This is a genomic window from Nocardia sp. NPDC049935 (assembly GCF_055586645.1).
Genome location: NZ_JBVJHV010000002.1, coordinates 713,149 through 738,523, shown reverse-complemented (window position 1 = coordinate 738,523; position 25,375 = coordinate 713,149). Strand labels below are relative to the sequence as shown.

The window sequence follows — 25,375 nt, the reverse complement described above, 5'->3', positions numbered from 1 at the left end:
ACCGGCCGATCAGACGTTCTTCGGCGTGGTCTTCTTCGGGGCGGCCTTCTTGGCGGCCGGGGCCTTCTTGGCGGCGGGAGCCTTCTTCGCCGGAGCCGGGGTGGGCGCGGGCACCGGAGCGGGCTCGACCACTTCGGCGTCGAGGACGTCGGGCGCGGCGGGAGCATCCGCCACCGGCGCCTCGTCGGCGGTCTCGTCCTTGCCGGGGCGGCCGATCAGGCCGTTCACCCGGCCCAGCACCTCTTCGGCCCGCACACTGGCGTCCTTGTAGAAGGTCTCGACCCGTCCGACCTGCTCTTCGACGAGATGGTTCGCCCGCAGCCGGTCGACCGTCTCCTCACCGCGCACGGCGAGATCGGAGTAGATGTCGAGCACCTGGCGGTAGTACTGCTCGGCGAGCCGGCGCAGTTCCTCGGTGGTGAACTTCTCCCGCAATTCGGCGAGATCCTCGGGCAGTTCGGACGGCAGTTCCGACAGCCGGGTGCGGATCTGCTCGAACTGGGTCTGTACATCGGCAGGCAGCCCGGCGAAGCGCTCACGGGCCACATCGACCCGGCCGTTGACATCGGTGGCGCGTTCCCGGACCTGCGTCACCGCATCCACGACCGCGGCGTACACGGCGTCCGTGGCACCGACAGTGGCGAACAACGGCTTAGCGGTGGTGTTCTTCTCGGTCATTTATATCGCTCTCCTGGCGTGGAGCATCGGTGGTCGGTTGTGGAACAACGCTGTCCCGATCGAGCGTTTCCCCGTTCTCCCGGCGGAACGACTCGTATATGTCCAGGAGCACCTGCTTCTGCCGCTCACTGATCGCGGGATCGGCGAGCAGAGCGTCCCGGACGGGACTGTGCGCCCGCTGCTCGAGAAAGCCGGCGCGCACGTACAACACCTCCGAAGACACCCGTAGCGCCTTGGCGATCTGGGTGAGCACTTCGGCCGAGGGGTTCCGCAATCCGCGCTCGATCTGGCTGAGGTACGGGTTGCTGACCCCCGCCAGCTGGGCGAGCTGACGCAACGAGACCTGGGCGGCCTCGCGCTGCGCCCTGATGAATCCGCCGATATCCTGCGCCGCGTTGACCACGCGGGCTGCCTTGTCGCCGGCGCCGGCAGACGCTGCCGGATCGTCGGTGCGCTGGCTGGAAACCTGGGGCTGGTCGGCCATCACTCACCTTCTGGCGTTGTACGAACGCAACGATAGAACAGGGTGCTAGCTATTGCAAGCACTTTGTTAGCAGGGGTTGATATACGCGCTCGGCGCGCTCATCCGCCGAACATCAGCTGCGACACCGTGTAGATCACCAGACCCGCCAGACTGCCGACCACGGTGCCGTTGATCCGGATGAACTGCAGATCGCGGCCAACCTGCACCTCGATCTTCTTGCTGGCCTCCTCCGCGTCCCAGCGGGCGACCGTATCGGTGACGATGGTGGCGATCTCGTCGGCGTAGTTGGCGGCCAGATAGCGGGCGCCGCGCTCGATCCAGCCGTCGATCTTGATCCGGGTCTCGGTCTCGTCACGCAACCGCTCGCCCAGCTGCTGCACGTTCTCGGCCACCTTGCGGCGCAGCGTGCTGTTCGGATCGTCGGCGGATTCCAGGATCAGCCGTTTGGCGGCGCGCCAGGTCGCCTCGGCCAGACCGGTGATCTCCTCCCGGCCCATGATCTCGGTCTTGATGCGCTCGGCCTTCGCGATCATGGTCTCGTCGTACTGCAGGTCGTGGGCGAACTCCTCCAGGAAACGGTTCGCCGCCAGCCGGACCTCGTGATCGGGGGTGGACCGGACCTTCCAGGTGAACTCCACCAGTTCCCGGTACACCTTCTCCGACAACAGCACATTGACGAACTTCGGCGCCCACTGCGGCGCCTCGCCCATCACGATCCGGTCGACGGTCTCCTGGCTGCCCAGCGCCCACTGATGCGCACGTTCGGCGAGCAGATCCAGCAGCGGCAGCTGGCGGTTGTCGGCCAGCAGCTCGGCGAGCACCCGGCCGATCGGCGGACCCCACTGGGGCTCGGCGATCCGCTTCACGATGGTGTTGTCGATCACCTGCTCGACATCCTCGTCGCGCAGCGCGCCGACCACCGCGCGCAGAATCGTCGAACTCTCGTCGGCCACCCGGGCCGCGTTCCCCGGAACGGCCATCCACCGGCCCATCCGCCACGGGATCTGCGCGGAATTCACCTTCGCCGTCACCACCTCGGGTGACAGGAAGTTGGTGCCGACGAAATCGCCCAGGCTGGCGCCCAGCTGATCTTTCTTCCGCCGGATGATCGCGGTATGCGGAATCGGCAGCCCCAGCGGATGCCGGAACAGCGCCGTCACCGCGAACCAATCCGCCAGCGCGCCGACCATCCCCGCCTCCGACGCCGCCCGCACATAGCCGACCCAGTCGCCCGCCCCGCCCCGCGACTCCAGCCACCGGCACACCAGGTAGATCACCGTGGCGACCGCCAGCAGACCGGTCGCCACGGCCTTCATCCGCCACAGGTCCCGCTTCTTGGCGGCCTCGTCGGTGAGGGTGGCGAAAACACCCGGGGTCTCCGCCGGGCCGCCGGGTGCGGCCGCCCCGGGAGCGGATTCGAGCACCGCACTACTACCGGTCGGTTTCTGCATGAGGTTCATTCTGCCTGTAATTTTGGAGCTGGAATTTTGGAGCGGCTCCGCCGCTCGAGGGTGGGGCCCTGGCATCCCGGTTCTTCACTCCCGGCGGTCGGTCGCTGCGCTCCCTCCCTCTGGTCGCTCCAGAACCGGGCGGGCCCCACCCCGCCCCCTTCGCAGGATGCGACCATCCGGAGGAACGGGAGATCGTCGCGAAGCACCCCGCACCACGCAGCGCACATGCGCAAACCCCACGTCACTTCCGCCTGTGCCACTCCCACCCCCGCGTCGCCCCTGGCCTCGCGTCACTCCCGGCCCCGCGTCACTCCCGGCCCCGCGTCACCACCGGCCCCGCGTCACTCCCGGCCCCGCGTCACCACCGGCCCCGCGTCACCACCGGCCCCGCGTCACTCCCGGCCCCGCCTCACCACCGGCCCCGCGTCCCCCTACGGCGCGTCACCACCGGTTCCCATCCGAAGCGGGCTCATCCTCGAAATAGACCCTCCCGCAGCGCCGAGCATGCGAGGCTTTTGGAAAGGGTCGTCCCGCGTCTGCTGTCAGCCCTCGAAGCGCATGCGGCGAAGCCGCGAGTCTCGAGGGCTGACAGCAGACGCTCCGGAGGGCCGACCCTCGAGCAGCGGAGCTGCTCCAAAATTACAGCTACTAGAGTGGAACGCACCTACCGAAACGGACCGAGGAGTCACGCTGTCCACCGAAGACCTGATCGATATCGGCACCTCCGCCGAGCGCTCGGCGCCGGTGCGTACCACGCGGACCGACGGTCGTAAGCGGCGCTGGCGGCAACACAAGATCGACCGGCGGGAGGAACTCGTCGACGGCACGCTCGCGGCGGTGCGTACTCGCGGCGGGAATGCCGGGATGGACGAGATCGCCGCCGAGATCGGGGTGTCGAAAACCGTCCTCTACCGCTATTTCTCCGATAAGAACGACCTGGTCAACGCCGCGATGCAGCGGTTCATCGAGATCACGCTGATGCCGCGGGTGTACGGGGCGATCAGCTTGGACGCCGACGAGTATCAGCTGGTGCGCTCGGCGCTGGCCGAGTACGTGGGCGCGGTGGACGAGGACCCCGAGGTCTATCGGTTCATCATGGGCACCGGGTCCGGCGATCCGTCCACGCTGGCCGATTTCGAGCGGCTGTTCGCCGAGGTGGTGGCGGCGGCCATCACCGAACGGGGCGGTGAGCGCGGTATCGAGACCGAAGGCGCGATGCTGTGGTCCTACGTCATCGTGGGCGGTATCCAGCTGGCCACGCACTGGTGGACCACCACCAACAAGACGATGGCCCGTGACGAGGTGATCGACTACCTCACCATGATGGTGTGGAGCGCCATCGAGGGGATGACCCGCGCCGGCGGTTCGCGCACACGGTTCGCCGAGCAGGAGCACGCGCTGCCCGATATCGCGCCGGACGACCCCGCCGTCTGAGCCCGGCCGGACGCCGGACCGTCCGGGACGGCCGATTCGCCGGGCTCGACAACACCGCCGGTTTGGTTAGTCTGAGTCCCGTGCGGCGGCAGCGGACCACTCCGGTCCACCGGCCACCGCAGGCGCGCGTCGGCACCAACGGAGGTACCTCGATGGCGAAACAAGTGCCGACATCGCGGCTGGCCCGCGGCACCAAACTGGGTGCCGTCGCGGCCGGTTCGATGATGCGGAAACAACGCGCCCGGCTCTCGATGAGAGGTCGTTCCGAGGCCGTGCGCGCGCGGATGGCCGAGGAATCCATCCTGCGCAGCACCGAACAGCTGGTCATGGTCCTGGGCACCATGAAGGGCGTGGCGATGAAGCTGGGCCAGATGATGTCGGTACTCGACCTGGATCTGGTGCCGCCGGAACATCGCGAACGCTTCCAGAAACGACTGGCGGTCCTGCGCAACGCCGCGCCGTCGGTGTCGTTCGAGGCGATGCGCGCGGTGATCGAGGAGGACTACGGGCAGCCGCTGGACGCGGTGTTCGCCGAGTTCGAATCGGAGGCGATCGCGGCGGCCTCGATCGGGCAGGTGTATCTGGCCCGGTTGCACGACGGCCGTCAGGTCGCGGTGAAGGTGCAGTATCCGGGGATCGATGCCGCGGTGCGGGCCGACCTCAAGAACCTGTCCATGTTCCGGCGCGTCCTGCAGTCGGCCATGCCCTGGGTCACGCCGGCCGTTCTCGACGAGCTGCGGCTGAACATGGAATCCGAACTGGACTACCAGATCGAGGCGCAGACCCAGGGCGAGATCGCCGACCTCTACACCGGCCACCCCTTCGTGGTGGTGCCGCGGCCGGTTCCCGAGCACAGCACCCAGCGGGTACTGGTCACCGAGTATCTGCCCGGCACCGCCTTCGAGGACATCCGCGAGCTGCCGCAGGCCGACCGCGACCGGGTCGGGGAGATCATCTATCGCTTCTACGTGGGCTCGCTGTTCACGTTCAACGAGTTCTGCGGCGACCCGCACCCGGGCAATGTGCTGCTCGCCGCGGACGGCCGGGTCGGGTTCCTGGATTTCGGTCTGTTCAACCGGATGGACCCCGAGCACGTCCGGTTCGAGGCGATCTGCCTGTGCGCGGCGGCGGAGGATCGCGGCGAGGATCTGCGCGAACTCATGGTCCAGCGCGGTGTGATCGATTCCACCGACGAGATCGGGGTCGAGGAGTGCCTGGAGTATGTGCTCTCGGCCTCCGAATGGTGTCTGGTGGATCAGGAACTGACCATCACCCCGGAGCTGGCCAGCGGCGCGTTCCTGCTCGCCGTCGACCCGCGCTCCAGCGAATTCTCCGGTATGAAGCAGCAGAACCTGCCGCCGGAGCATCTGTTCTCCCGGCGTGCCGATTTCCTCACCTTCGGCATGCTGGGCCAGCTCGAGGCCACCGGGAACTGGCATCGGGTGGCCCGGGAATGGCTCTACGGCGAGGAGCCGGTCACCGAATTGGGCAAGCTCCATCACCAGTGGCTGGCCACGCGCCGGCCGGCCAAGCGCGGTAGACGCCGCACGGGTTAGCGGCCGCGCACGACCACTACGACCAGGGGTTCCATCCATGACAGACCTACGCGAATTCGATCTTGTCGTCTTCGGCGCCACCGGCTTCGTCGGCACACTCACCGCGCGATATCTGGTGCACGCCGCACCGCCCGGGGCCCGGATCGCCCTCGCCGGACGATCCGCGGACAAACTCGCCGCGGTACGCGACGAGATCGGGGCACCGGATTGGGGGCTGATCGTCGCCGACACAGGCGACCAGGAGTCGATCGACGCGCTGGCGGCCCGGACGACCGCCGTGATCACCACGGTCGGCCCGTATCTGCGCTACGGGATGCCGATGGTGGCGGCGTGCGCGAAGGCGGGCACCCACTACGCCGACCTCACCGGTGAACCGCTGTTCATCCGCGACGCCATCGACGCCCATCACGACGAGGCCGCCCGCACCGGCGCCAAGATCGTGAACTCCTGCGGCTACGATTCGGTCCCCTCCGATCTCAGCGTCTACCAGCTCTACCGCCGCAGCGTCGCGGACAACACCGGCGAACTCGGCGACACCACCCTCATCGCGACCCTGCGCGGCGGAGTGAGCGGCGGCACCGTCGATTCCGGGCGCGCCATGATGGAGGCCGTCGCCGCGGATCGGTCCAAAGGCGCGGTCCTGGCCCATCCGTACTCGCTGAGCCCCGATAAATCCATGGACCCCGATGTGGGCCGCCAGTCCGATCTCACCGTGCAACGGGCGAGCGAGATCGACCCGAGCCTGCGCGGCTGGGTGGGTACCTTCGTGATGGCCGGTCACAACACCAAGATCGTGCGCCGCAGCAACGGGCTGCTGGGGTGGGTGTACGGCAAGAACTTCCGCTACCGGGAGACCATGGGCGCCGGGACCTCCCCGCTGGCACCGCTGGTCGCCGCGGGTGTCTCCGGCGGTGTGGTGGCCGCGCTGGGTATCGGCGGGCTGCTGTCGCGGTTCCGCGCCGGACGCGCTCTGCTGGACCGGATCCTGCCCGCGCCCGGTACCGGGCCGAGCGAGGCCACCCGGGAAAGCGGCTGGTTCCGGATGCGGACCTACACCCGAACCTCCTCGGGCGCGCGGTATCTCGCGAACTTCGCCGGTGTGGGCGATCCCGGGTACAAGGCGACCGCGGTCATGCTGGGCGAGAGCGGACTGGCCCTGGCATTCGACGAGAAGCCCGAACTCGCCGGAATCCTCACCCCCGCCGCGGCCATGGGCGACGCGTTGACCGATCGCCTGCGCAATGCCGGTATGACCATCGATGTCGAGCGCCTGGGATGAACCTCGCTCGACGCACGATGAACGCACCGGCGCTGGCCGCGGTGTACGAGAAGGTGTGGCGGCCGACGGTGTTCTACCTGGCCACCGGGCGCACCACCGAGTCCGACCGGCGGTTCGCGGTGGACTCCCTGCACCTGCGCCGGGCCCACCGGGTCTTGGATATCGCCTGCGGTCCGGGTAATTTCACCCATTTCCTGAGCGAACAGGTACCCGCCGACGGCTATGTGACGGGTATCGACTTCTCCCCGCCGATGCTGGCGCGCGCCCGCGCGGACAACGCCGGCCCGCGCGCCGGATATGTGCGCGGGGACGCGCGTTATCTGCCGTTCGCCGACGGAACCTTCGACGCCGTCTGCTGTTTCGGCGCGTTGTATCTGATCCCGGACCCGCTGGTCGCGGCCCGCGAAATGGTCCGCGTGCTGGCTCCGGGCGGTCGCCTGGCGATCACCACCAGCCACCGTCCCGACAATCCGATCGGCGAGATCACCCGCCGCACGGCGGCGGTGAGCGGGCTGCGCATGTTCGACGGGCAGACCTTTCCCGACCTGTTCGCGGCGGCGGGCCTGGTCGATATCGAGCAGCGCGTCCACCGGTTCTTCCAGTACCTCACCGCGGTCCGGCCGCCGGACGGGGTCCCCGCACGGGACGCGGGCAGACCCGCCGCGTCCGGTCGCGGGGTCTGACGTATTCCCGCGCGCGATAGTCACGTTCGACCCGATGATCTCCCGTTATCCACCCACGCGTACGGCCCTGCGCGCGTGCGCCATGTCACAACCGAATCCCCGTGAGCGGCCGGTTTTCCCACGACGACACGGCTACTCGTCGGTAGAGTCACGGGACATACCCGTGGGCCGGAAGGGGGATTCGAGATGTCGGTGCCGGACATGGGCCAGGGGACGGCCCGGCGGCTGTACGCTTCCGCCACCGCCGGGAGCGCCGATTCCTTCGCTCTCGCCGAGGATGCCGCCCTGCGGCTCGCCGCCGCCTGCGACACACTGGTCGCCGATCTGGAGGCCGCCCGCGCGGGCGGGCAGCAGATCGCCGATGCGCCGGGCACTACCGGTTTTCCCGATCTCCCCACCGGCCGGGCACTCGCCGCCGGTTTCACCGCCAAGGCGGCCGACTACCTGGACACCCTCACCGCGCTCCAGGAAACAGCCCTCTGCTTCAAGGCCGCCTATCTGGCCGCCGGCGGCCGGTTCGAGGAAGCCGATCTCGCCAACCGCGCGGCGCTCGCGGTCGTCGCCGCACATCCCGGCCACCACGACGCCGGATGCGCCGCCGATAAGGGCGACCATGGCTGAGACCGCCGATACCGATCCGCCGTACGCGCCGGAACGTGAATGTTTCGGCAGCTACAGCCATCAGGAGATCTGGGACCGGGTTCACGAAACCCTCGATCCCGGCGCCCTGGGCGCCACCGCGGCGGCCTGGAAATCGAACGCCGACAGCGTCGCGGAGGCGTTCGCCGGCTTCACCGATATCGTGGCGCGCGAATTCGGGCACTGGTCCGGGCATACCGCGAACGCCGCCCGGCAGGCCACCCAGGATTTCATCCACCGCGGGAACGCGACCCACGACGTTTGCCGGGCGCTGCAGCGGATCATGGAGGGTAATTCCGAGGCCGCGCAGACCCTGCGGTCGGCGATCGAGCCCCCGCTGCCCTACCGGCCGCTCGACGATCCCGCCGCCGAAGCGGTACACGGCGGCCGCCGCCGGATGGATCACGATATCGCCTCCGCCGCGGCGACGGCCGACGCGCAGGACGCGATGACCACCATCTACACCCCCACGCTCCCGGCCTCCGGGGATCGGGTCCCCCGGTTCCCCGACGCCTCACCCGGCGCCGGCGGCGGGAGCCCACATCGGTGAAATGGATCCTCACACCGGACGAATTCAGTTACGTCTGGGCCAATGAGACGAGCCTGGACCGGCGCCCGTATCCGGTGAACCTGGCGCCCGCCAGCACCGTACGAACCGAATCGGAACTGGCCGCCCTGCGATTACCGCAGCGGTTTGCCAGGCAGGCCGACCCGGATCTGGCAGCCGCACTCATGCTCTGCGCTCGCCCGGACGCCACCGCCGTCACCGTCTCCGGCGAACGATCGGGCCCCGGCCGAGGCGGCGACCGGGCCGAATCCGAGCAGATTCTCGGATTCGCCGCCGTAATGGACCATCACGCCGCGGTGCTGCAGGCCACGCCCACCCGGGTCACCGTCCATATGTGTCACGCCCGGGAGCTCGGAAGCCGGCTGGTGGCGTTGATCGGCTCGGCGCGGGCGGGTTCGCACGGCCCGTTCCACGAGCCCCAGGAGACGGTTCTCACCGATGAGCCGATCCCGGGATGTGCCACCGGCGACGCCGCCAGATTCCGCGAAACCCTCCGCGAGCCGGTAGATTCCCGGGGGTTCATCACCGTCACGGTCGCCCCGAGCGATCCGATGTCGCCGCCCACCCGCCACCGCAGCTGGCTCGATATCCAGGGCGACGGCCGCTACCTGCTCACCACCGCGGATGTCCTGACCCTGAGCCCGGTCGGCGACGCCGACTTCGCCGGCGAACTGCTGAGCCTGGCACGGATCGGTGGCAGCGCCTCCGGATTGTGATAATCCTGTTCGATGGCTCAGCACTGGAAGATCCCCGCGGGCCGGGCGCTGCGCGCCGACGGCCTGCGCATCGCCGACCTCGACACCTCCGCGCGCCCCGGCTTCCACGGCGGGAAGAAGGCCGGGCAGGAACTCCTGGCCGAACGCGGCACGGTCCTGGCCGGGCTACAGGAGAAGCTCTACGCCAACGGCCGGTCCGGAGACGAACGCAGCGTCCTGCTGGTGCTGCAGGGTATGGACACCGCCGGCAAGGGCGGCATCGTCCGGCATGTGATCGGTTCGGTGGACCCGCAGGGCGTCGATCACGCCGCCTTCGGCGTACCGACCGAAACGGAGAAGAAACACCATTTCCTGTGGCGGATCCGCAAGCGACTGCCGCGGGGCGGGCAACTCGGCGTCTTCGACCGGTCGCACTACGAGGATGTGCTGGTGGCCCGGGTGCACCACCTGGTTCCCGAGGAGATCTGGCGCAAGCGCTACGACGAGATCAACCGGTTCGAGCGGAAACTCGCCGATGCGGGCACGACCCTGGTGAAGGTCGCCATGTTCGTCTCGCTGGACGAACAGAAGAAGCGGCTGCGGCAACGGCTGGAACGCCCCGACAAATATTGGAAGTTCAACCCCGCCGATATCGACGAACGCGCGTACTGGCCCGATTATCAACAGGCCTATCAGGACATGCTGGACCGGACCTCCACCGACGACGCGCCCTGGTACGTCCTGCCCGCCGATGCCAAATGGTTCTCCCGGCTGGCCGTCACCGAACTGCTGATCGAGGCGCTCGAGGGGTTGAACCTGCACTGGCCGCCGGCCGCGTTCGACCCGGAGGCCGAACTGCGCCGGCTCGACAGCGCCTGACCGGCCCGCCACCGCCGGTTGTGGAAACTCTCAGCAAGCCGGGCAATGATGGGCAGTGCGCCGGGGCACCCGGCGGCCCGGCAGGCCTTCCGGCGCCGGGCAACCAGGCTAGCGAAAGGCGTGGTGAACGCACGGTGAGCAAAAACCCCGGGCGATCCAATCCGGTGACGGCGGCCGCACGCGCGGACCGCAATCGCAAGATCGCGATACAGGTGGGGGTGACGGCGGTACTGATCGCCCTGGTCGCCGCGATCGGGATCGGGCTGGCCGTGCGCAACTCCGGGTCGGACTACGACGGACCGGTGCCGGCCGCGGCCACCGAGAACGGCGCCATCCGGATCGGGCAGCCCGATGCCCCGGCGACGGTCCGGATCGTCGCGGATATGCAGTGCCCGGTCTGCAAACAGTTCGAGGCCGATAACGGCGAACTGCTGCGGCAGGCGGTGACCGACGGGTCGGCGGCCGTCGAATACAACATCGTGGGCTACCTGGACAAGATGTCCAGTACCGAATACTCCACCCGGGCGGCCAACGCCTCCTACTGTGTCGCCGATACCGGCACCGACAAATACCAGGACTGGCTGGAGCGGATGTTCGCCCAGCAGCCGGAAGAGGGCGGCGCGGGCCTGCCGGACGACAAGCTGGTCGAGATCGCCCGCGAGGCCGGCTACACCGACCCGGGTATCGAGAAATGCATCACCGACGGCACCTACAAGGGCTACGTCGCCGCGAAATCCGACGAATCCCTCGCCGAGGGGATCGACGGCACGCCCACGGTCTTCGTGAACGGTGAACAGATCCAGCTGAAGACCAAGCAGGCCGGCCCGAACAAGGTCGTGTTCGACACCGCTCCGCTGGCCACGGCGATCCAGGAGGCTGCGGGCCAGTGATCCGGACCTCGCCCCAGGCCGCCTGGATCCTGCTCCTGGGCGGCCTGGCCGGCTGGATCGCCTCGTTCGTCCTGCTGGTCGAAGATTTCAAACTGCTCAGCGAACCCGGGTATGTGCCGTCGTGCAGCCTGAACCCGGTGCTCTCGTGCGGCTCGGTGATGGTCACCGATCAGGCCCAGGTGCTCGGATTCCCGAACCCGATCATGGGTGTCGCCGGGTTCTCGGTGGTCGTCACGCTCGCCGTGCTCTCGGTCGCGGGCGTGGCCCTGCCGCGCTGGGTCTGGACGGGTCTGTGGCTGGGCACCCTGGTGGGCACCCTGTTCATCTGCTGGCTGATCTTCCAGAGTCTGTACCGGATCAACGCGCTGTGCCCGTACTGCATGGTGGTGTGGGCGATCATCACCCCGCTGCTCGCCGTGGTCACCGAGCAGTTGTGGGCCGATGATCGCGGCGCTCTGCGGGTCGTGGCCGAATGGCGCTGGACGTTCGTGGCGGTCTTCTACGCCATCGTGCTGGTGCTGGTGTTCCTGCGGTTCCAGGATTACTGGCTGTCACTGTTCTGACCGCGAACCGAGGGTCAGCCCGGGGTGCCGGTGGCCAGGGTCACCGGCACCACCCGTTTCGTCCCGTCGATCGCCAGGACCCCGAGCTGGACGACCTCCGCCGGTTTGCGGGCGTCGATGGCCGCGCGCAGCGCGCGGGCGCTGGTGATCGCGCGGCCGTCCACCGAGGTGACGATCTCCCCCGCGACCAGGCCCGCCTGCTGGGCGGGCAGGCCCCCGATGGCCATATCGATCCGCGCGCCGCGGGGTCCGGCGTCGGAGATCAGCACGCCCAGGGTCGCGGTGGGACCGATATGCACCGATTCGGTCGGAGTGCCGGAACGAATCTGCCGCACGACCCGCATGGCGGCGTCGATCGGGACCGCGTACCCGTTCGGCGGGTCGGCCGTCTCACCCGGTGGGTCGTGCTCCCCGGAGGCCGCGGCGATCACGCCGACCACCGCGCCGCTGTAATCGGTGAGCGCGCCGCCGGACTGCCCGGAACTGACGGCGGCCTCGATCTCGAGCACCCCGGTGAGCGCCTGGCGCGACAGATCCTGCTCGTTGAGAGCCATGATGGTGCTGTCCAGATCGCTGATCCGCCCGGTGACCGCGGTGGCCGCGCCGCTGCCGCCGGCGTTACCGATCGCCATCACCTCGTCGCGCAGCCGCAGCCCCGCCGAACTCCCGATCCGCGCCGCCGCCAGCCCGTTGGCGCCGGCCAGGGACAGCAGTGCGATATCGGCGCGGGCGTCGTAGCCGAGCACCTGCGCGGAGTAGACGGCGCCGTCGGCGACCCGGCTGACCCGTACGGTTTTCGCGCCCTTCACCACATGGTGGCTGGTGAGGACCTGGCCGTCACCGGTGAGGACGATGCCGGAGCCGGCGGCCGAGGCGCCGAACGGCCGGGCCGCGGCGGTGATATTGACCAATACCGGCGAGATGCCCTGGGCGACCGCTCCGGCGTCGAGCGGAGGCCGCGGCGCGAGCCGGACCGGCGCGGCGACCACGCTGCGTCCCGGCTGTCCGATGCCGGGGAGTTCACCGCGGTAGCCGAAAAGCGCACCCAGGGCCAGCACCGCCGCGACGACAGTGATGAGCGCCCGGCCACCACCGGTGGGACCACCGGGGCCGGTGCCCTGCCACTGGTTGTCCAATGAGCCTCCCTGCCGCCGCCGGACACACCCATTGTGGCCCGGATCCACGCCGGGCACCGGGTTTCCCGGGGGCGGGGAGTTATCCACAGATCTCCACAGTTATCCACAGGCCGGCCGGTGCCTGTGGATGACCGCGTGGAGACGACTGCCGATTCGTTACCGGAGGCCACCGCGGTCACATCCGCGTCACACCCACGACCACCGCGATTTCGGCCGGTTTCCGGAAAACCCGCCGTGGCGTCGGACTTTCCCACCGAAAGCAACGCCGCGAATCCGGCCCGGAAATCGCGCACACTCGTTATCCGCCGGAAACCGAAACAATAGAATCCGCGCTCCCACCAGGGCGGGAGCCGGAAACAATCCACAAGAACCAGCCGTCATCCACAGCACCGCCCGAGGTTTTCCACAGCCTTCTCCACAGTGCGGAAATCCACTCACAACCCGGAATGGGGCATTGTTCGACAGCGGCCGATCAATCCTTCGACGACGACCGATCAATGCGTTTCGGTACCCGCGGATCCCCCGGCGAATTCAGGGTCCATTCCTCCGGAACCTCAGATCGTGGCGGTATCGATCACGAACCGGTAGCGCACATCGCTGGCCACCACCCGCTCGTAGGCGCCGTCGATCTCGTCGGCGGAAATCAACTCGATCTCGGCGCCGATTCCGTGTTCGGCGTAGAAATTCAACATCTCCTGGGTTTGTTCGATACCGCCGATCATCGACCCGGCCAGCGCCCGCCGCCGCCCGGCCAGGACCTTCGCCGGCACCGCCAGCGGCTGCTCGGGCAGCCCCAGCACCACCAGCGTGCCGTCCAGGCGCAGCAACTTCATATAGTCGGCAATCGGCAAATCGGCGGACACAGTATTGATGATGAGATCGAAGTGGCTACGCAACTCACGGAAGACCTGTTTGTCGACAGTCGCGTAATAGTGGTCCGCGCCGAACCGCTTTCCGTCCTCCTGTTTGCTCAGCGAATGGCTCAGCACCGTCACCTCGGCGCCCAGCGCGGACGCGATCTTCACACCGATATGGCCGAGACCACCCATACCGACGATCGCGACCCTCTTACCCGGCCCCGCACCCCAATGCCGCAGCGGCGAATACAGGGTGATCCCGGCGCACAGCAGCGGCGCCGCGACCGAGAGGTCGATACCCTCGGGAATCCCGACCACGAAGTTCTCGGCCACCACGATCTGCGTGGCGTACCCGCCGAGCGTGTGCCCGCCCGGCTGTAACTCCTCGGGCACCCGGCTGTTGTAGGTCATGACCGCACCGCGGGTGCAGAACTGCTCCTCACCGGCCAGGCAGGGTTCGCAGACGCCACACGAATCCACCATGCACCCGACACCCACCCGGTCCCCGGCCCGATACCGCGACACCGCGCTCCCGACCGCGGCGACGGTCCCCGCGATCTCGTGCCCGGGAACACACGGATACGCGGCGCCGCCCCATTCATTACGCGCGGTGTGGATATCGGAATGGCAGATCCCCGCATAGGCGATATCGATCAGCACATCGTGCGGACCGATCTCCCGGCGCTCGATCGCGACCTTCTCGAACTGGGCATCTGGTCCGGCCATTGCATACGCGGCGGCAACACTCATGATGTCATTTTGGCGCGCCGCCACACCCGAGGTTCGACCCCCCTCAACGTCCGCTGTCAGCTCCCCTTACAACTCGCCTTCCCAAGCACCTCCCCCACCCCCCGACGGTCGCGTCCGCGGGCGGGGCCCGCCCCGGTTCTGCAGCGACCAGAGGGAGGGAGCGCAGCGACCGACCGCCGGGAGTGAAGACCCGGGGTTAATAGGGCCCCGCCCTCGAGCGGCGGAGCCGCTCCAAAATTACAGCCCTCGAGCGGCGGAGCCGCTCCAAAATTACCGCCGGCGGACGCGGCGGGCGGCGGCGACCAGGTTGCGGAGGGCGGGGTCGAGTTGCCAGTGGTGACGGGTTTTCAGGCCGCCGTCGGGATTGGCCCAGAGCCGTTCGGGGCCGACAGCGGCCGCGGCGGCGGTGAGTAGTTCGTCCAGCTCGTCGATATCGGGGATCCGCGCCGAGCGGCTCTCGTACACACCCGGGCCGACACCGTGGCTGAGGCCGTGGCCGGAGGCATAGTCCTCCTCCAAGGCCTTGAGCACCCATTCGATCGACCTGGTGGCGACGATCGCGGTCACGTCGGCGTCCAGCTGTTCGATGGCCTGCACGATCTCGGTACGTCCCGAGTACGGGATATGGGTGTGGATCTGGGTCCGCGGTTGCACGCCCGAGGTGGCCAGCCGGAACGCGCCGATCGCCCACCGCAGGTATTCGGCACGGCCCTCGGGGCGGGCGGGCCACAGTTCGCGCAGGGCGGGTTCGTCGACCTGGATGATGCCGATTCCGGCGCGTTCCAGATCGACGACCTCGTCGCGGATGGCCAGGGCGACCTGATCGGCGGTCTCGTAGAGCGGCTGGTCCTGTCGCACGAACGACCGCGCCACCATCGTGACGGGCCCGGTGACCATGCCCTTGACGGGTTTATCGGTCAGCGATTGCGCGTAGGTGGTCCACTCCACCGACATCGGGGCCGGCCGGGAGACGTCGCCGTAGATGATCGGCGGGCGCACGCAGCGGGAACCGTACACCTGGACCCAGCCGAAATGCGTGGTCGCGAAGCCGTCGAGCAGTTCGGCGAAGTACTGGATCATATCGTTGCGCTCGTGCTCACCGTGCACGAGCACATCGAGGCCGATATCCTCCTGCAGTGCGATCGTCCCCGCGATCTCGGCCTCGATCCGCTTGCGGTACTCGTCGTAGGACAGCCGGCCCTCGCCCAGTTCGTGCCGGGCCCGCCGGGCCTCGGCGCTCTGCGGGTAGGAGCCCAGGGTGGTGGCGGGCACCAGCGGGAGCCGCAGATGCTCCTGCTGCGCCGCGCGGCGGATCGCGTACGGTTCGCGTTCGCGCATCGCGGGCGTGATCGCGTACACCCGCTGGCGCACGGCATGCTTCTGTTTGAAATGCACTTCGCCCGGCCGTTTGCGCCATTTGTCCGAAGGGCCCTCGGTCAGCGCTTTGGCCAGGGAGACGACTTCACCGACTTTTTGTTTCGCGAAGGCCAGCCGGTCGGCGACATTACCGTCGATATCGTATTCGGCCAGCACGTCATAGGGCACGTGCAGCAGCGTGCTCCCGGTGGAAACCACCAGGTCCGGGCACACTTTCGCGAGTTCGTTCAGATACTCGAGCGTGACGTAGCGGTCGGCCCGCCACACATTGGTGCCGCTGATGACACCCGCGTAGAGCCGTTTCCGTTTGATACCGGGAATCGCGGCCAGCGCCTCCGGCCGGATCCGGTACGACGCGAGATCCAGCCCGATCGCCTCCACTCCCGACGCGGCGAGAATGGTCAGCGCCTCCCCGAAATCTCCGTACTGTCCGGTGACCAGGATGCGCGGGCGCAGCGGCGATTTGGACAGCCGATCGTAGGCCCGGGAGAACGCCGCCAATTCGGCTTCGCTGCGTTCGGCGGTGAAACAGGGCTCGTCCAGCTGCACACAGGTCGCCCCGCGGCGCGCCAGGATCTCGAACAACTCCTCGTAGACCGGCAGCAGCCGGTCCAGCAGTTCGACGGTGTCGAATCCGGCCGATTCGCCGGGCACACTGCCGGCCTTCGACATCAGCAGCAGTGACACCGGCCCCAGCACCACCGGGCGCTGTTCGATACCTGCCGCCATCGCCCGGTCCCATTCGTCGAGCAGGGCCTCGGGGTGCAGTGAGAAGGCGGTATCGGCATCCAATTCCGGCTGGCGGTAATGGTAATTCGTGCCGAAATAGCGCACCAATTCCAGTGGCGGCAGATCGGGGCGGCCGCGCGCCATCAGGAAATAGAAGTCCAGCGGATCCAGATCCGCGCGGAACTCCTCGAAACGGGACGGGACCGCGCCGAACAGCAGGGCGTTGTCCAGGACATGGTCGTAGAACGAGAAGGTGTTACCCGGAACCTGGGTGAGCCCGGTGGCGGCGAGTTCGTGGAACTGCTCATCCTGGATATCGCGGGCGACGGCCCGCAATTCCTCCCGGGTGATCGCCTGCCGCCAATACGCCTCGAGCGCACGTTTGAGTTCCCGGTGCGGACCGATCCGGGGATACCCGAGCACACTCGACCCGAACCCGTCGTTCACATTCGCCATGCCGGCCTCCTGTAATTTTGGAGCGGCTCCGCCGCTCGAGGGCGGGGAGGTAATTCTGGAGCGCCTCCGGCGCTCGAGGGTGGGGCCCCTGGTAGCCCGGTTCTTCACTCCCGGCGGTCGGTCGCTGCGCTCCCTCCCTCTGGTCGCTCCAGAACCGGGCGGGCCCCACCCGATTGGATGCGACCATCCGGAGAAGGTATTCGGCTATTTGCCGCCGTACTGGTAGAAGCCCGCGCCGGTCTTCTTGCCGAGCAGGCCCGCCTCGACCATGCGCATGAGCAGCGGCGGGGCCGAGTAGAGGGGTTCTTTGAATTCGCCGTACATGGAATCGGCGATGGATTTCACGGTATCGAGGCCGACCAGATCGGTGAGCGCGAGCGGACCCATCGGGTGCGCACAGCCCAGCACCATCGCCTTGTCGACATCTTCTTTGGTGGCGAATCCGGATTCGACCATGCGAATGGCCGAGAGCAGATAGGGCACCAGCAGCGCGTTCACGACGAAACCGGAGCGGTCCGAGGAACGCACGACCTCTTTACCCAGGATCTCGGCGGCGAATTTCTCGGCCCGCTCGGAGACCGAGGCGCTGGTCTTGAGGGTGGTCACCAGTTCGACCAGCGGCAGCACCGGAACCGGGTTGAAGAAGTGCATACCGACGACCCGCTCGGGGTTGTTGGTGGCCACGGCGATCTTCATGATCGGAATCGACGAGGTGTTGGAAGCGAGCACCGCACTGGGGTCGGTGACGACCTTGTCGAGCTCGGCGAAGATCGAAGTCTTGACCTTCTCGTCCTCGAGCACCGCCTCCACGACCAGCTGGCGATCGGCGAAATCGCCCAGATCGGAGGTGAACCGCAACCGCCAGGCCGCTTGCTCACGCTCCCGCTCGGTGATCTTGCCGCTGCTCACACCGCGATCCAGCGACCGCAGAATGCGGGATCGGCCGGCCGCGGCGAGTTCACGGGTCTGCTCGTACACGAGCACATCGACATGCGCGCGCGCACAGACCTCTGCGATACCGGCGCCCATCTGTCCGGCGCCGATGATTCCGACGCGCTGAATCTTCTCACTCACGTCCCGCTCCTGTGTCTATGGCGCCGCCTCCGGCGGCGCGGGTTGGGGCCCTATTAACCCCGGTTCTTCACTCCAGCCGGTCGGTCGCCGCGCTCCCTCCCTCTGGTCGCTCCAGAACCGGGGCGGGCCCCCACCACTGGATGCGAACATCTGGAAGAAACGTACGACCGCCGACTCACCTGCACCATGATCGCCGCACAGGTGTCGCGCCGATGTCAGTGCGCAAGGGCGCGAACGGTAGCTCGGCAATGGCACACCACGAATGCGAACAACCGGGGAACAATGCGATTGCGGAGGGCGTGGCTGTCCAGTTTTCACGGTAAGTGCACCGATGCCCCCTCGCCGGGCTGTTGCGAGGGGGCTGCGGTGACCAACCCCAACCGGGGTAGCGGTTACCGGTATCCGCCACGGATACCATGTCCGGCTCCGGTCGACCCGGAACCGGGCCGGCTCCGGGCCATCCTGCCGGGCAACCGTGACCCGAACCGGAGCCGAACTTCCGATACCGGGAGCAGTACCCGGCGATCCGGCCCCCGACCTGCCCAGGAACCAACCCGAACAAACCGAAGATCCGAACCTCACCGCGACCACCACCCGGTATCGAGTCTTACGAGATCCACCATGGTTGAGGCCCGTCCCGCGTTTCCGTGCTCGAAGCGATGCGCCGTAGGCGCGAGTCTCGAGCGCGGAAACGCGGGACTCGAGGGGGCCTCAACCCCGCGCCGCCGGAGGCGGCGCAGAAAACTCAGTGAAATTGCCCCTCTTCGGTGGAGCCCTTCAGGGCCGCCGTCGAAGTGTTGGGGTCGACCGTGGTGGCGATGGTGTCGAAGTAGCCGGCACCGACCTCACGCTGGTGCTTGATGGCGGTGAAGCCACGCTCGGCGGCGGCCTTGAACTCGCGCTCCTGCAGGTCGACGAAGGCGGTCATACCCTCGCGGGCGTAGCCGTAGGCCAGGTCGAACATGCCGTAGTTGAGCGAGTGGAAGCCGGCCAGGGTGATGAACTGGAACTTGAAGCCCATCGCGCCGAGTTCACGCTGGAACTTCGCGATGGTCGCGTCGTCCAGGTGCGCCTTCCAGTTGAAGGACGGCGAGCAGTTGTAGGCCAGCAGCTGGTCCGGGAATTCGCCGCGGACGGCCTCGGCGAACTTGCGCGCGACCTCGAGGTCCGGCACGCCGGTCTCCATCCAGATGAGGTCGGAGTAGGGGGCGTAGGCCTTGGCCCGGGCGATGCAGGGCTCGATGCCGTTCTTCACACCGAAGAAGCCTTCGGCGGTGCGGGTGCCGTCGAGGAATTCGCGGTCGCGCTCGTCCACATCGGAGGTGATGAGGGTGGCGGCTTCGGCGTCGGTGCGGGCGATGATCACCGAGGGGACCTCGGCGACGTCGGCGGCCAGGCGCGCGGAGGTCAGGGTGCGGATGTGCTGCTGGGTGGGGATGAGCACCTTGCCACCGAGGTGGCCGCACTTCTTCTCCGAGGCCAGCTGGTCTTCCCAGTGCACACCGGCGGCGCCGGCGGCGATCATGGCCTTCTGCAGTTCGTAGGCGTTGAGCGCGCCACCGAAGCCGGCTTCGGCGTCGGCGACGATCGGGGCCAGCCAGTTCTCGACGGAGGTGTCGCCTTCGACCTTGGCGATCTCGTCGGCGCGCAGCAGCGCGTTGTTGATGCGACGGACCACCGCGGGCACCGAGTTGGCCGGGTAGAGGCTCTGGTCCGGGTAGGTGTGACCGGAGAGGTTCGCGTCACCGGCGACCTGCCAGCCCGACAGGTAGATGGCCTTGAGGCCGGCGCGGACCTGCTGGACCGCCATATTGCCGGTGAGGGCGCCGAGGGAGTTGATGTAGTCCTCGTTGTTCACCAGATCCCAGAGGATCTCCGAGCCGCGGCGCGCGAGGGTGTTCTCTTCGACAACGGTGCCCTGCAGCTTGGAAACCTGCTCGGCGGTGTAGTTGCGGGTGACGCCCTTCCAGCGCGGGTTGGTATCCCAATCCTTCTGGATTTCCTCGGGGGTCTTCGGGGTGCCGGTGGTCGACATCGTGCGACTCCACTTCCTTGTTCGGTCGGTCCCGTCGGTCTACGTCGACGGAGCGTTTCCGCTCCGCACTGCTGACTCGACGATTTGCAGGCTTGCAATGCCCTGTGGCGGTACTTCCACACCTTGACATACGAACAAAAGGCCGTCTACCTGTTGCTTCTGTGAATCTGAGCTAGGATCGCCCCCCGGATTGCTAACCCTGCGAAAGTAGCCAGCACATTGCCGCCACAAATTCTACTCACCAGTAGCCCTGACCTCGGCTTTTAGCGTAACGCCCGTACTGTTAGCGAAAGCACCCACCCGCCCCCACTCACTCCCTCCCCCGACCCCCTTGTGAGGACGTTCATAACTGACATCACCCGCCATCACACCCCACCCAGAACACCGCACCAGACCCCGCACGCCCCCGATCCACCACTCCCCCGAACCGAACACTCCCCACGCCGCCCCCGCGACCCCCGGTCCCCACGCCAACCCCCGGTCCCCGGGCCAACCCCCGCGACCCCCGGCCTCCACACCGACCCTCGCGAGCCCGGCCTCCCGCCGACCCCGCGCGGGCCCCGGTTCGGCCCGCGCCTGCTGTCAGCACTCGAAGCGCATGTGGCGAAGCCACGAGTCTCGAGTGCTGACAGCAGGCGCTCAGGAGGGCCGAACCTCGAGCAGCGGAGCTGCTCCAAAGTCACAGCTCCAAAGTCACAGCTCCAAAGTCACATCTTCCCGCCGGCGGGGACTCGGGTTACGGGGGTGAACCCGCAAAATTTCACAATATGCCCAGAAAGGCGCAGTGCCCGGCCACAGAACTTGGCCAACCATTCATGTACCCGCCCGATAAGATTTTCGCGGGCGTGCCAATTTCGCACAGAACAGCGCTAGGGTGGCCGTCACGTGCGCGGTCATCGGTGACAGGTGCCGATGGTGAGCGCCTGCCCTCCGACGCACGGTGGGATCGGAGCTGTTGATGCGCGATATCGTCGACGACCTGCTGGAGGTATGGCGTTCGGGCCGGACCGGCGGGCTGGCAACCATCGTGCGCACGGGGGGCCGGGTGGACATCCCCGTGGGTACGTCGATGCTGGTGGACCCGGATGGAATGATCTACGGATCGATGGCGGCCACCGGTATCGAGGACACCGTCTACGAGGCCACCCTGCAGTCCGCGCGGACCGGTCAGCGGGCGTTGCACCGGCTCACCGTGCCCACGGCCGACAGCGGCGGCGAGAGCGGGGTTATCGACGTGTTCACCGAACCGTTCTCGCGCGGCCATTTCCCGGAATTCCCGACAATCGCGACCGAAATCGCCGAGCACCGCCGCGTCACACTATTCACAGTGGTCTGGAATCCGGAGCCCGGAATGATCGGGCAGCATCTGATCACCGATAAACGCCATGCGACCGAGCTTGTCTCACTTCCGCAATCGGATATCTTCGTGGCCTCGTTCGCGCCGCCGCCGCTGCTGATCATCTTCGGCGCGAACAGTGTGGCGGCCGCGTTGTCGACGCAGGCGCAGTTGCTCGGCTATCGCGTGGCCATCTGCGATCCGCGCCCCGCTTTCGCGGTCCCCGAGAGTTTTCCCGGCGCCGAGGTCGTCTGCGATTGGCCGCACCGCTACCTGAATGTGCTGGTGTCGGACGGAGAGGTCGATTCGTCCACCGGGATCGTGCTGGCCGGTCACGATCCGCAGTTCGAGATCCCGCTGCTGACGGTCGCGCTACGACTACCCGAGGTGGGCTACATCGGCGCCGTGGGGTCGGCGATCACGAGTGCCCGCCGCCTCGACGATCTGCGCGCGGGGGGTTTCGACGACACCATGCTGGCGCGGCTGCATTCGCCGGCCGGGATGGATATCGGCGCCGCCGGCGCCGGCGAGACCGCGCTGGCGGTCGCGGCGGAGATGGTGGCCGCCCGCAACGGGCGGCTCGGCCGGATCACCGTCCGGTTCCCCGCGGAGGCGGCGATCTGAACACTCCCGACCTGTGTCCGGCCCGGCGTGGCCGGCGACCGATTCCGGCTTCCCGCCCCGGCCGACCGCGTTTGCGTGGCGGCCGCTCTCGTGGACAGTGGTTCTCGTGATCCTCACCGTGACAATGAATCCCGCCTACGACGTGACCTACCGGGTGGAGAATTTCTTCCCCGGGCAGACCCATCGGGTGCGTTCGGTCGAACAGCGTCTGGGCGGCAAGGGCATCAATGTGACCCGCGTGCTCAACCAGCTGGGACGGTATGCCCGTGCGACGGGATTCGCCGACCACGCCTTCGCCGCGGCCGCCGAGGCGGAGATGCCGGTGGATTTCGTGCACGCGCTGCCGTGGGTGCGGCGCACGGTGGTGATCAGCGAATCCGAGTCCGGTATCGCGACCGCCCTGCGGGAGCCGGGGGCCCGGATCTCGAATCCGCATGCTTCCGAGCAGCTCGAGGTCCGGGTGTCGGGCATGCTGCCGCATATCTCGGGACTGGTGATCGCCGGATCGCTACCGGAGGGGATCGATCCCGGTCTACCCGCCCGGATCGCGCACAGTGCGCTCGACGCCGGGGTCCCCACGGTCTGCGATCTGGACGGGCCCGCGCTGCGGATGGCCTCGCGTGTTCCGGGTGTGGTGTTGCTGCCGGGCGTCGGCGAGTTCGCCGCCCTCACCCACGGCCGGGTCGAGACCCTGCCGGCACTGGCCACCGCCGCCCGGAGCCTGGTGGACCGGGGTGTGGGCGCGGTGGTCGTGACCCGCGGTGCCGAGGGCATGCTGGCGGTCACGCCGCGGGGCACCTGGAACGCGCATCTTCCCGAACCCCTGACCGGTAACCCCACGGGGGCGGGCGATCCGGTCGCCGCCGCGGTGATCGCCGCGCTGGCCACCAGCGAAACACCCGATTGGCCGGCGATCCTGGTGGACGCGGTCGCCACCTCGGCGGCCTCGGTCGTGATCCCGGTGGCGGGGGAGATCGATCGGCGGTTGCGCGGGCATCTGGCGCCCACGGTGGTGGTCACCGAACTCGAGAATGCCGTGTCGTCCGCGCAACCGGAGTCGTAGTCCGGCCGCGCCGGGGCGGCTATTTCAGCACGTACGGCGAGACCGAGCTGCGGTGTTCGCTGATATCGAGTGTTTTGCCGAGCGGCGGGAAGGCGCGCTGCGGGCAATTGGTGCGGTCGCAGACCCGGCAACCGGCGCCGATCGGGGTCGCGTTGACCTCGCGCAGATCGATCCCGTCGGCGTAGACCACCCGGGCGGCGTGCCGGATTTCGCAGCCCAGCCCGATGGCGAAGGTTTTACTCGGCTGCCCGAACCGGGTGGCGCGCCGTTCGACGGTCCGGGCCACCCACAGATATTTGCGCCCGTCGGGCATCTGCGCGATCTGGGTCATGATCTTGCCCGGATAGGCGAAGGTCTCGTACACATTCCACAGCGGGCAGGTGCCGCCGCTGGAGGAGAAGTGGAATCCGGTGGCGGACTGGCGTTTCGACATATTGCCCGCGCGATCCACCCGGACGAACGAGAACGGCACACCCCGCAGCTCCGGGCGCTGCAGCGTGGAGAGCCGGTGACAGACGGTCTCGTAGCTCTGGGCGAAGAACGCCGATAATCGTTCGATGTCGTAGCGGAAGGATTCCGCCACCTCGTGGAAGTAGGTGTAGGGCAGTACGGTCGCGGCGGCGAAATAGTTCGCCAGTCCGAGCATGGCGAGTTTGTGCGCGTCCGGGCCGGAGAAGTTGCCCTCGTCGACGAGTTTGTCGAGTAACGGCCCGCATTCGAAATAGGCCAGTTCGGCGGCCAGTTTGAACAACCGCTGCCCGCCCGAGAGATGCGGGGCGATCTCGAGCACCTGGTGGTCGGGGTCGTAGCGGTGCAGAACGCCCTCGCCGAGATCGATCCGTTCCAGGATCCGCACGCCGTGCGTGCGCAGGACCTTCGGAATCTCGCTGTGCGCGTCTCCGTTGTGCAGGCGGATGCGGTTGGCCAGTTCCTCGGCGGCGGTATCGAGTTCGTGAATATAGTTCTGCCGCTGATAGAAGTAGTCGCGGACTTCCTCGTGCGGTTTGCTGATGGTGGCGCTACCGGAGCCGTCGGAGAAACGGTCCTCGGTGGCCGCGGCCAGCTGGGCACTGGTGTTGCGGTAGCGGTTGTGCATGTTGACCAGGGCCCGGGCCATGCTCGGGTGGGCCGACACCATCTCCGCGATCTCCCGGGCGTCGGCCTCGATACCGAGTTCCTGGTCCATCACCACCTCTTGGAGTTCGGCGATGAGCCGGGTGTCGTCCTGCGGGGAGAAGAAGGTCGCCTCGACACCGAAGACCTCGCTGATCCGCAGCAGCACCGGCACGGTGAGCGGCCGGACATCGTGCTCGATCTGGTTGAGGTAACTGGCCGAAATCTCCAGCTGCTGGGCCAGCGCCACCTGACTGAGCCCGCGTTCGGTACGCAATTGCCGGAGCCGGGCACCGACGTAGGTCTTGGCCATGCGTCCAGCTTATGCAACGTTCGCACGCTGCGATACTCGGGTTAGCAAGAATTACATATTGCGGTCTATCCCGGGGATCCGGACGGCCAGCCGGGCGGATCCAGATGTGAGAGCACCCGCTGCAACTCCTGTTCCGACGGCATCTCGTCGGTGACCTTGGTGATCATCACCTCGATATCGGTGGTGTCCGGCCGCCGGTCCGCCGATATCGGCACCTCCCGCGCGATCTGCCGGACCTCTTCGTCGGTCAGCCGCCTGCGCAGCAGCGCGACCAGCGGAATGTAGTCCGATTCCGGCACCCCGTCGGGATAGCCGCGCCGCAGCCACTCGATCACCGCACGTACGACGTGCGGCACCATCAGCCGTCCTCGGCGGGGCGGGAGATCTCCTCCAGCGGCGAGGCCAGCGGCCAGCCGCCGGCGGCCAGATGCGACGCCACCCGGGCGATATCGTCGGCGCCCGCCTTCTCGCGGGCCACCCGGCCCACGGCCGCCTCCACCTCGTCGTGGGTGATCTCCCGGCCGTCGCTGTCACGCACCACTTCCTCGGCCACGAGCAGCACCTCGTAGTCGGTCAGGTCGCGATGCAGGACCGCGAACAACGCGACGTAGTCCGACTGCGGTACCCCCTTGGGATATCCGGCGCGCAGCCATTCGACGATCCGCGCCAGTAATCCCGACCGTTCGGGCGGTAGCCCACTCCCGGCGCTCATC

Annotated in this window: 23 protein-coding genes; 12 read left to right on the top strand and 11 right to left on the bottom strand. The window is 67.8% G+C overall.

Going from position 1 to position 25,375, the window contains the following annotated elements; genetic code table 11:
- Positions 1-9: 9 nt before the first annotated feature.
- The 3 genes from ACZ6SF_RS11735 to ACZ6SF_RS11725 form a co-directional block, all read right to left on the bottom strand.
- Entirely contained in the window at positions 10-678 is a 669-nt protein-coding gene (locus ACZ6SF_RS11735) for a heparin-binding hemagglutinin (RefSeq protein WP_466062017.1), read from the bottom strand.
- Positions 653-1,162, bottom strand: coding sequence for a helix-turn-helix domain-containing protein (locus ACZ6SF_RS11730; RefSeq protein ID WP_466062016.1), 510 nt, complete (start codon positions 1,160-1,162; stop codon positions 653-655). The genes ACZ6SF_RS11735 and ACZ6SF_RS11730 overlap by 26 nt, the downstream gene beginning before the upstream one ends.
- Positions 1,163-1,260: 98 nt before the next feature.
- The gene (locus ACZ6SF_RS11725; protein ID WP_466062015.1) at positions 1,261-2,613 is read right to left on the bottom strand and encodes a DUF445 domain-containing protein; all 1,353 of its coding nucleotides are present in this window, start codon (positions 2,611-2,613) and stop codon (positions 1,261-1,263) included.
- A gap of 744 nt (positions 2,614-3,357) precedes the next feature.
- On the opposite strand from ACZ6SF_RS11725, the gene ACZ6SF_RS11720 reads away from it, so the two are divergent.
- The 10 genes from ACZ6SF_RS11720 (at position 3,358) to ACZ6SF_RS11675 (ending at position 11,799) form a co-directional block, all read left to right on the top strand.
- Positions 3,358-4,047: a TetR/AcrR family transcriptional regulator gene (locus ACZ6SF_RS11720; RefSeq protein WP_466062014.1), complete on the top strand. Its 690-nt coding sequence runs from the start codon at positions 3,358-3,360 to the stop codon at positions 4,045-4,047.
- Between the two features lie 152 nt (positions 4,048-4,199).
- Complete coding sequence (locus ACZ6SF_RS11715; protein WP_466062013.1) at positions 4,200-5,603, top strand: ABC1 kinase family protein; 1,404 nt, start codon at positions 4,200-4,202, stop codon at positions 5,601-5,603.
- A 37-nt stretch (positions 5,604-5,640) separates the two neighbouring features.
- Entirely contained in the window at positions 5,641-6,882 is a 1,242-nt protein-coding gene (locus tag ACZ6SF_RS11710; RefSeq protein WP_466062012.1) for a saccharopine dehydrogenase family protein, read from the top strand.
- Complete coding sequence (locus ACZ6SF_RS11705; protein WP_466062011.1) at positions 6,879-7,565, top strand: class I SAM-dependent methyltransferase; 687 nt, start codon at positions 6,879-6,881, stop codon at positions 7,563-7,565. Before ACZ6SF_RS11710 ends, ACZ6SF_RS11705 begins: the two co-directional genes overlap by 4 nt.
- A gap of 186 nt (positions 7,566-7,751) precedes the next feature.
- The gene (locus ACZ6SF_RS11700; RefSeq protein ID WP_466062010.1) at positions 7,752-8,186 is read left to right on the top strand and encodes a hypothetical protein; all 435 of its coding nucleotides are present in this window, start codon (positions 7,752-7,754) and stop codon (positions 8,184-8,186) included.
- The gene (locus ACZ6SF_RS11695) at positions 8,179-8,754 is read left to right on the top strand and encodes a hypothetical protein (protein ID WP_466062009.1); all 576 of its coding nucleotides are present in this window, start codon (positions 8,179-8,181) and stop codon (positions 8,752-8,754) included. Before ACZ6SF_RS11700 ends, ACZ6SF_RS11695 begins: the two co-directional genes overlap by 8 nt.
- Positions 8,751-9,488, top strand: a complete 738-nt coding sequence (locus tag ACZ6SF_RS11690; RefSeq protein ID WP_466062008.1) for an ESX secretion-associated protein EspG — start codon at positions 8,751-8,753, stop codon at positions 9,486-9,488. Before ACZ6SF_RS11695 ends, ACZ6SF_RS11690 begins: the two co-directional genes overlap by 4 nt.
- A gap of 12 nt (positions 9,489-9,500) precedes the next feature.
- Positions 9,501-10,346, top strand: coding sequence for a polyphosphate kinase 2 family protein (locus ACZ6SF_RS11685; RefSeq protein ID WP_466062007.1), 846 nt, complete (start codon positions 9,501-9,503; stop codon positions 10,344-10,346).
- Between the two features lie 134 nt (positions 10,347-10,480).
- Positions 10,481-11,236: a DsbA family protein gene (locus ACZ6SF_RS11680; protein WP_466062006.1), complete on the top strand. Its 756-nt coding sequence runs from the start codon at positions 10,481-10,483 to the stop codon at positions 11,234-11,236.
- Entirely contained in the window at positions 11,236-11,799 is a 564-nt protein-coding gene (locus ACZ6SF_RS11675) for a vitamin K epoxide reductase family protein (protein ID WP_466062264.1), read from the top strand. Before ACZ6SF_RS11680 ends, ACZ6SF_RS11675 begins: the two co-directional genes overlap by 1 nt.
- Before the next feature lie 14 nt (positions 11,800-11,813).
- On the opposite strand, the gene ACZ6SF_RS11670 is transcribed toward ACZ6SF_RS11675, so the two are convergent.
- The 5 genes from ACZ6SF_RS11670 to aceA all read right to left on the bottom strand — a co-directional run bounded on the left by ACZ6SF_RS11670 (position 11,814) and on the right by aceA (position 20,213).
- Positions 11,814-12,935: a S1C family serine protease gene (locus ACZ6SF_RS11670; protein ID WP_466062005.1), complete on the bottom strand. Its 1,122-nt coding sequence runs from the start codon at positions 12,933-12,935 to the stop codon at positions 11,814-11,816.
- 554 nt (positions 12,936-13,489) lie between these two features.
- Positions 13,490-14,542, bottom strand: coding sequence for an NAD(P)-dependent alcohol dehydrogenase (locus ACZ6SF_RS11665; protein ID WP_466062004.1), 1,053 nt, complete (start codon positions 14,540-14,542; stop codon positions 13,490-13,492).
- Positions 14,543-14,812: 270 nt separating this feature from the next.
- Positions 14,813-17,104 carry a 5-methyltetrahydropteroyltriglutamate--homocysteine S-methyltransferase gene (metE, locus tag ACZ6SF_RS11660; RefSeq protein WP_466062003.1) on the bottom strand — a complete coding sequence of 764 codons (2,292 nt, stop codon included), beginning with the start codon at positions 17,102-17,104 and terminating at the stop codon, positions 14,813-14,815.
- Between the two features lie 204 nt (positions 17,105-17,308).
- Positions 17,309-18,178 (bottom strand): 3-hydroxybutyryl-CoA dehydrogenase, encoded by an 870-nt coding sequence (locus tag ACZ6SF_RS11655; RefSeq protein ID WP_466062002.1) that lies wholly within the window; start codon positions 18,176-18,178, stop codon positions 17,309-17,311.
- Positions 18,179-18,923: 745 nt separating this feature from the next.
- Positions 18,924-20,213 (bottom strand): isocitrate lyase, encoded by a 1,290-nt coding sequence (gene aceA, locus ACZ6SF_RS11650; RefSeq protein ID WP_466062001.1) that lies wholly within the window; start codon positions 20,211-20,213, stop codon positions 18,924-18,926.
- A 958-nt stretch (positions 20,214-21,171) separates the two neighbouring features.
- Between aceA and ACZ6SF_RS11645 the strand changes: the two genes are divergently transcribed.
- Both ACZ6SF_RS11645 and ACZ6SF_RS11640 read left to right on the top strand, forming a co-directional pair.
- A complete protein-coding gene (locus ACZ6SF_RS11645) occupies positions 21,172-22,173 on the top strand; it encodes an XdhC family protein (protein ID WP_466062000.1) in 1,002 nt (333 codons plus the stop codon).
- A gap of 124 nt (positions 22,174-22,297) precedes the next feature.
- Positions 22,298-23,236, top strand: coding sequence for a hexose kinase (locus ACZ6SF_RS11640; RefSeq protein WP_466062263.1), 939 nt, complete (start codon positions 22,298-22,300; stop codon positions 23,234-23,236).
- 19 nt (positions 23,237-23,255) lie between these two features.
- Here the strand turns inward: ACZ6SF_RS11640 and ramB are convergent, their stop codons facing one another.
- From ramB to ACZ6SF_RS11625, 3 genes are all read right to left on the bottom strand, one after another.
- The gene (gene ramB, locus ACZ6SF_RS11635; protein ID WP_466061999.1) at positions 23,256-24,662 is read right to left on the bottom strand and encodes an acetate metabolism transcriptional regulator RamB; all 1,407 of its coding nucleotides are present in this window, start codon (positions 24,660-24,662) and stop codon (positions 23,256-23,258) included.
- A 65-nt stretch (positions 24,663-24,727) separates the two neighbouring features.
- A complete protein-coding gene (locus ACZ6SF_RS11630; protein ID WP_466061998.1) occupies positions 24,728-25,021 on the bottom strand; it encodes a DUF3349 domain-containing protein in 294 nt (97 codons plus the stop codon).
- Positions 25,021-25,374: a DUF3349 domain-containing protein gene (locus ACZ6SF_RS11625; RefSeq protein WP_466061997.1), complete on the bottom strand. Its 354-nt coding sequence runs from the start codon at positions 25,372-25,374 to the stop codon at positions 25,021-25,023. Before ACZ6SF_RS11625 ends, ACZ6SF_RS11630 begins: the two co-directional genes overlap by 1 nt.
- Position 25,375: the final 1 nt, after the last annotated feature.

Excerpts from the sequence above, each read along its gene's own strand:
- ACZ6SF_RS11735 (WP_466062017.1), bottom strand. The coding sequence starts at position 678 with ATGACCGAGAAGAACACCACCGCTAAGCCGTTGTTCGCCACTGTCGGT.
- ACZ6SF_RS11730 (WP_466062016.1), bottom strand. The coding sequence starts at position 1,162 with ATGGCCGACCAGCCCCAGGTTTCCAGCCAGCGCACCGACGATCCGGCA.
- ACZ6SF_RS11725 (WP_466062015.1), bottom strand. The coding sequence starts at position 2,613 with ATGCAGAAACCGACCGGTAGTAGTGCGGTGCTCGAATCCGCTCCCGGG.
- ACZ6SF_RS11715 (WP_466062013.1), top strand. The coding sequence starts at position 4,200 with ATGGCGAAACAAGTGCCGACATCGCGGCTGGCCCGCGGCACCAAACTG.
- ACZ6SF_RS11710 (WP_466062012.1), top strand. The coding sequence starts at position 5,641 with ATGACAGACCTACGCGAATTCGATCTTGTCGTCTTCGGCGCCACCGGC.
- ACZ6SF_RS11705 (WP_466062011.1), top strand. The coding sequence starts at position 6,879 with ATGAACCTCGCTCGACGCACGATGAACGCACCGGCGCTGGCCGCGGTG.
- ACZ6SF_RS11700 (WP_466062010.1), top strand. The coding sequence starts at position 7,752 with ATGTCGGTGCCGGACATGGGCCAGGGGACGGCCCGGCGGCTGTACGCT.
- ACZ6SF_RS11695 (WP_466062009.1), top strand. The coding sequence starts at position 8,179 with ATGGCTGAGACCGCCGATACCGATCCGCCGTACGCGCCGGAACGTGAA.
- ACZ6SF_RS11685 (WP_466062007.1), top strand. The coding sequence starts at position 9,501 with ATGGCTCAGCACTGGAAGATCCCCGCGGGCCGGGCGCTGCGCGCCGAC.
- ACZ6SF_RS11665 (WP_466062004.1), bottom strand. The coding sequence starts at position 14,542 with ATGAGTGTTGCCGCCGCGTATGCAATGGCCGGACCAGATGCCCAGTTC.
- metE (WP_466062003.1), bottom strand. The coding sequence starts at position 17,104 with ATGGCGAATGTGAACGACGGGTTCGGGTCGAGTGTGCTCGGGTATCCC.
- aceA (WP_466062001.1), bottom strand. The coding sequence starts at position 20,213 with ATGTCGACCACCGGCACCCCGAAGACCCCCGAGGAAATCCAGAAGGAT.
- ACZ6SF_RS11645 (WP_466062000.1), top strand. The coding sequence starts at position 21,172 with ATGCGCGATATCGTCGACGACCTGCTGGAGGTATGGCGTTCGGGCCGG.
- ACZ6SF_RS11640 (WP_466062263.1), top strand. The coding sequence starts at position 22,298 with ATGAATCCCGCCTACGACGTGACCTACCGGGTGGAGAATTTCTTCCCC.
- ramB (WP_466061999.1), bottom strand. The coding sequence starts at position 24,662 with ATGGCCAAGACCTACGTCGGTGCCCGGCTCCGGCAATTGCGTACCGAA.
- ACZ6SF_RS11630 (WP_466061998.1), bottom strand. The coding sequence starts at position 25,021 with ATGGTGCCGCACGTCGTACGTGCGGTGATCGAGTGGCTGCGGCGCGGC.
- ACZ6SF_RS11625 (WP_466061997.1), bottom strand. The coding sequence starts at position 25,374 with ATGAGCGCCGGGAGTGGGCTACCGCCCGAACGGTCGGGATTACTGGCG.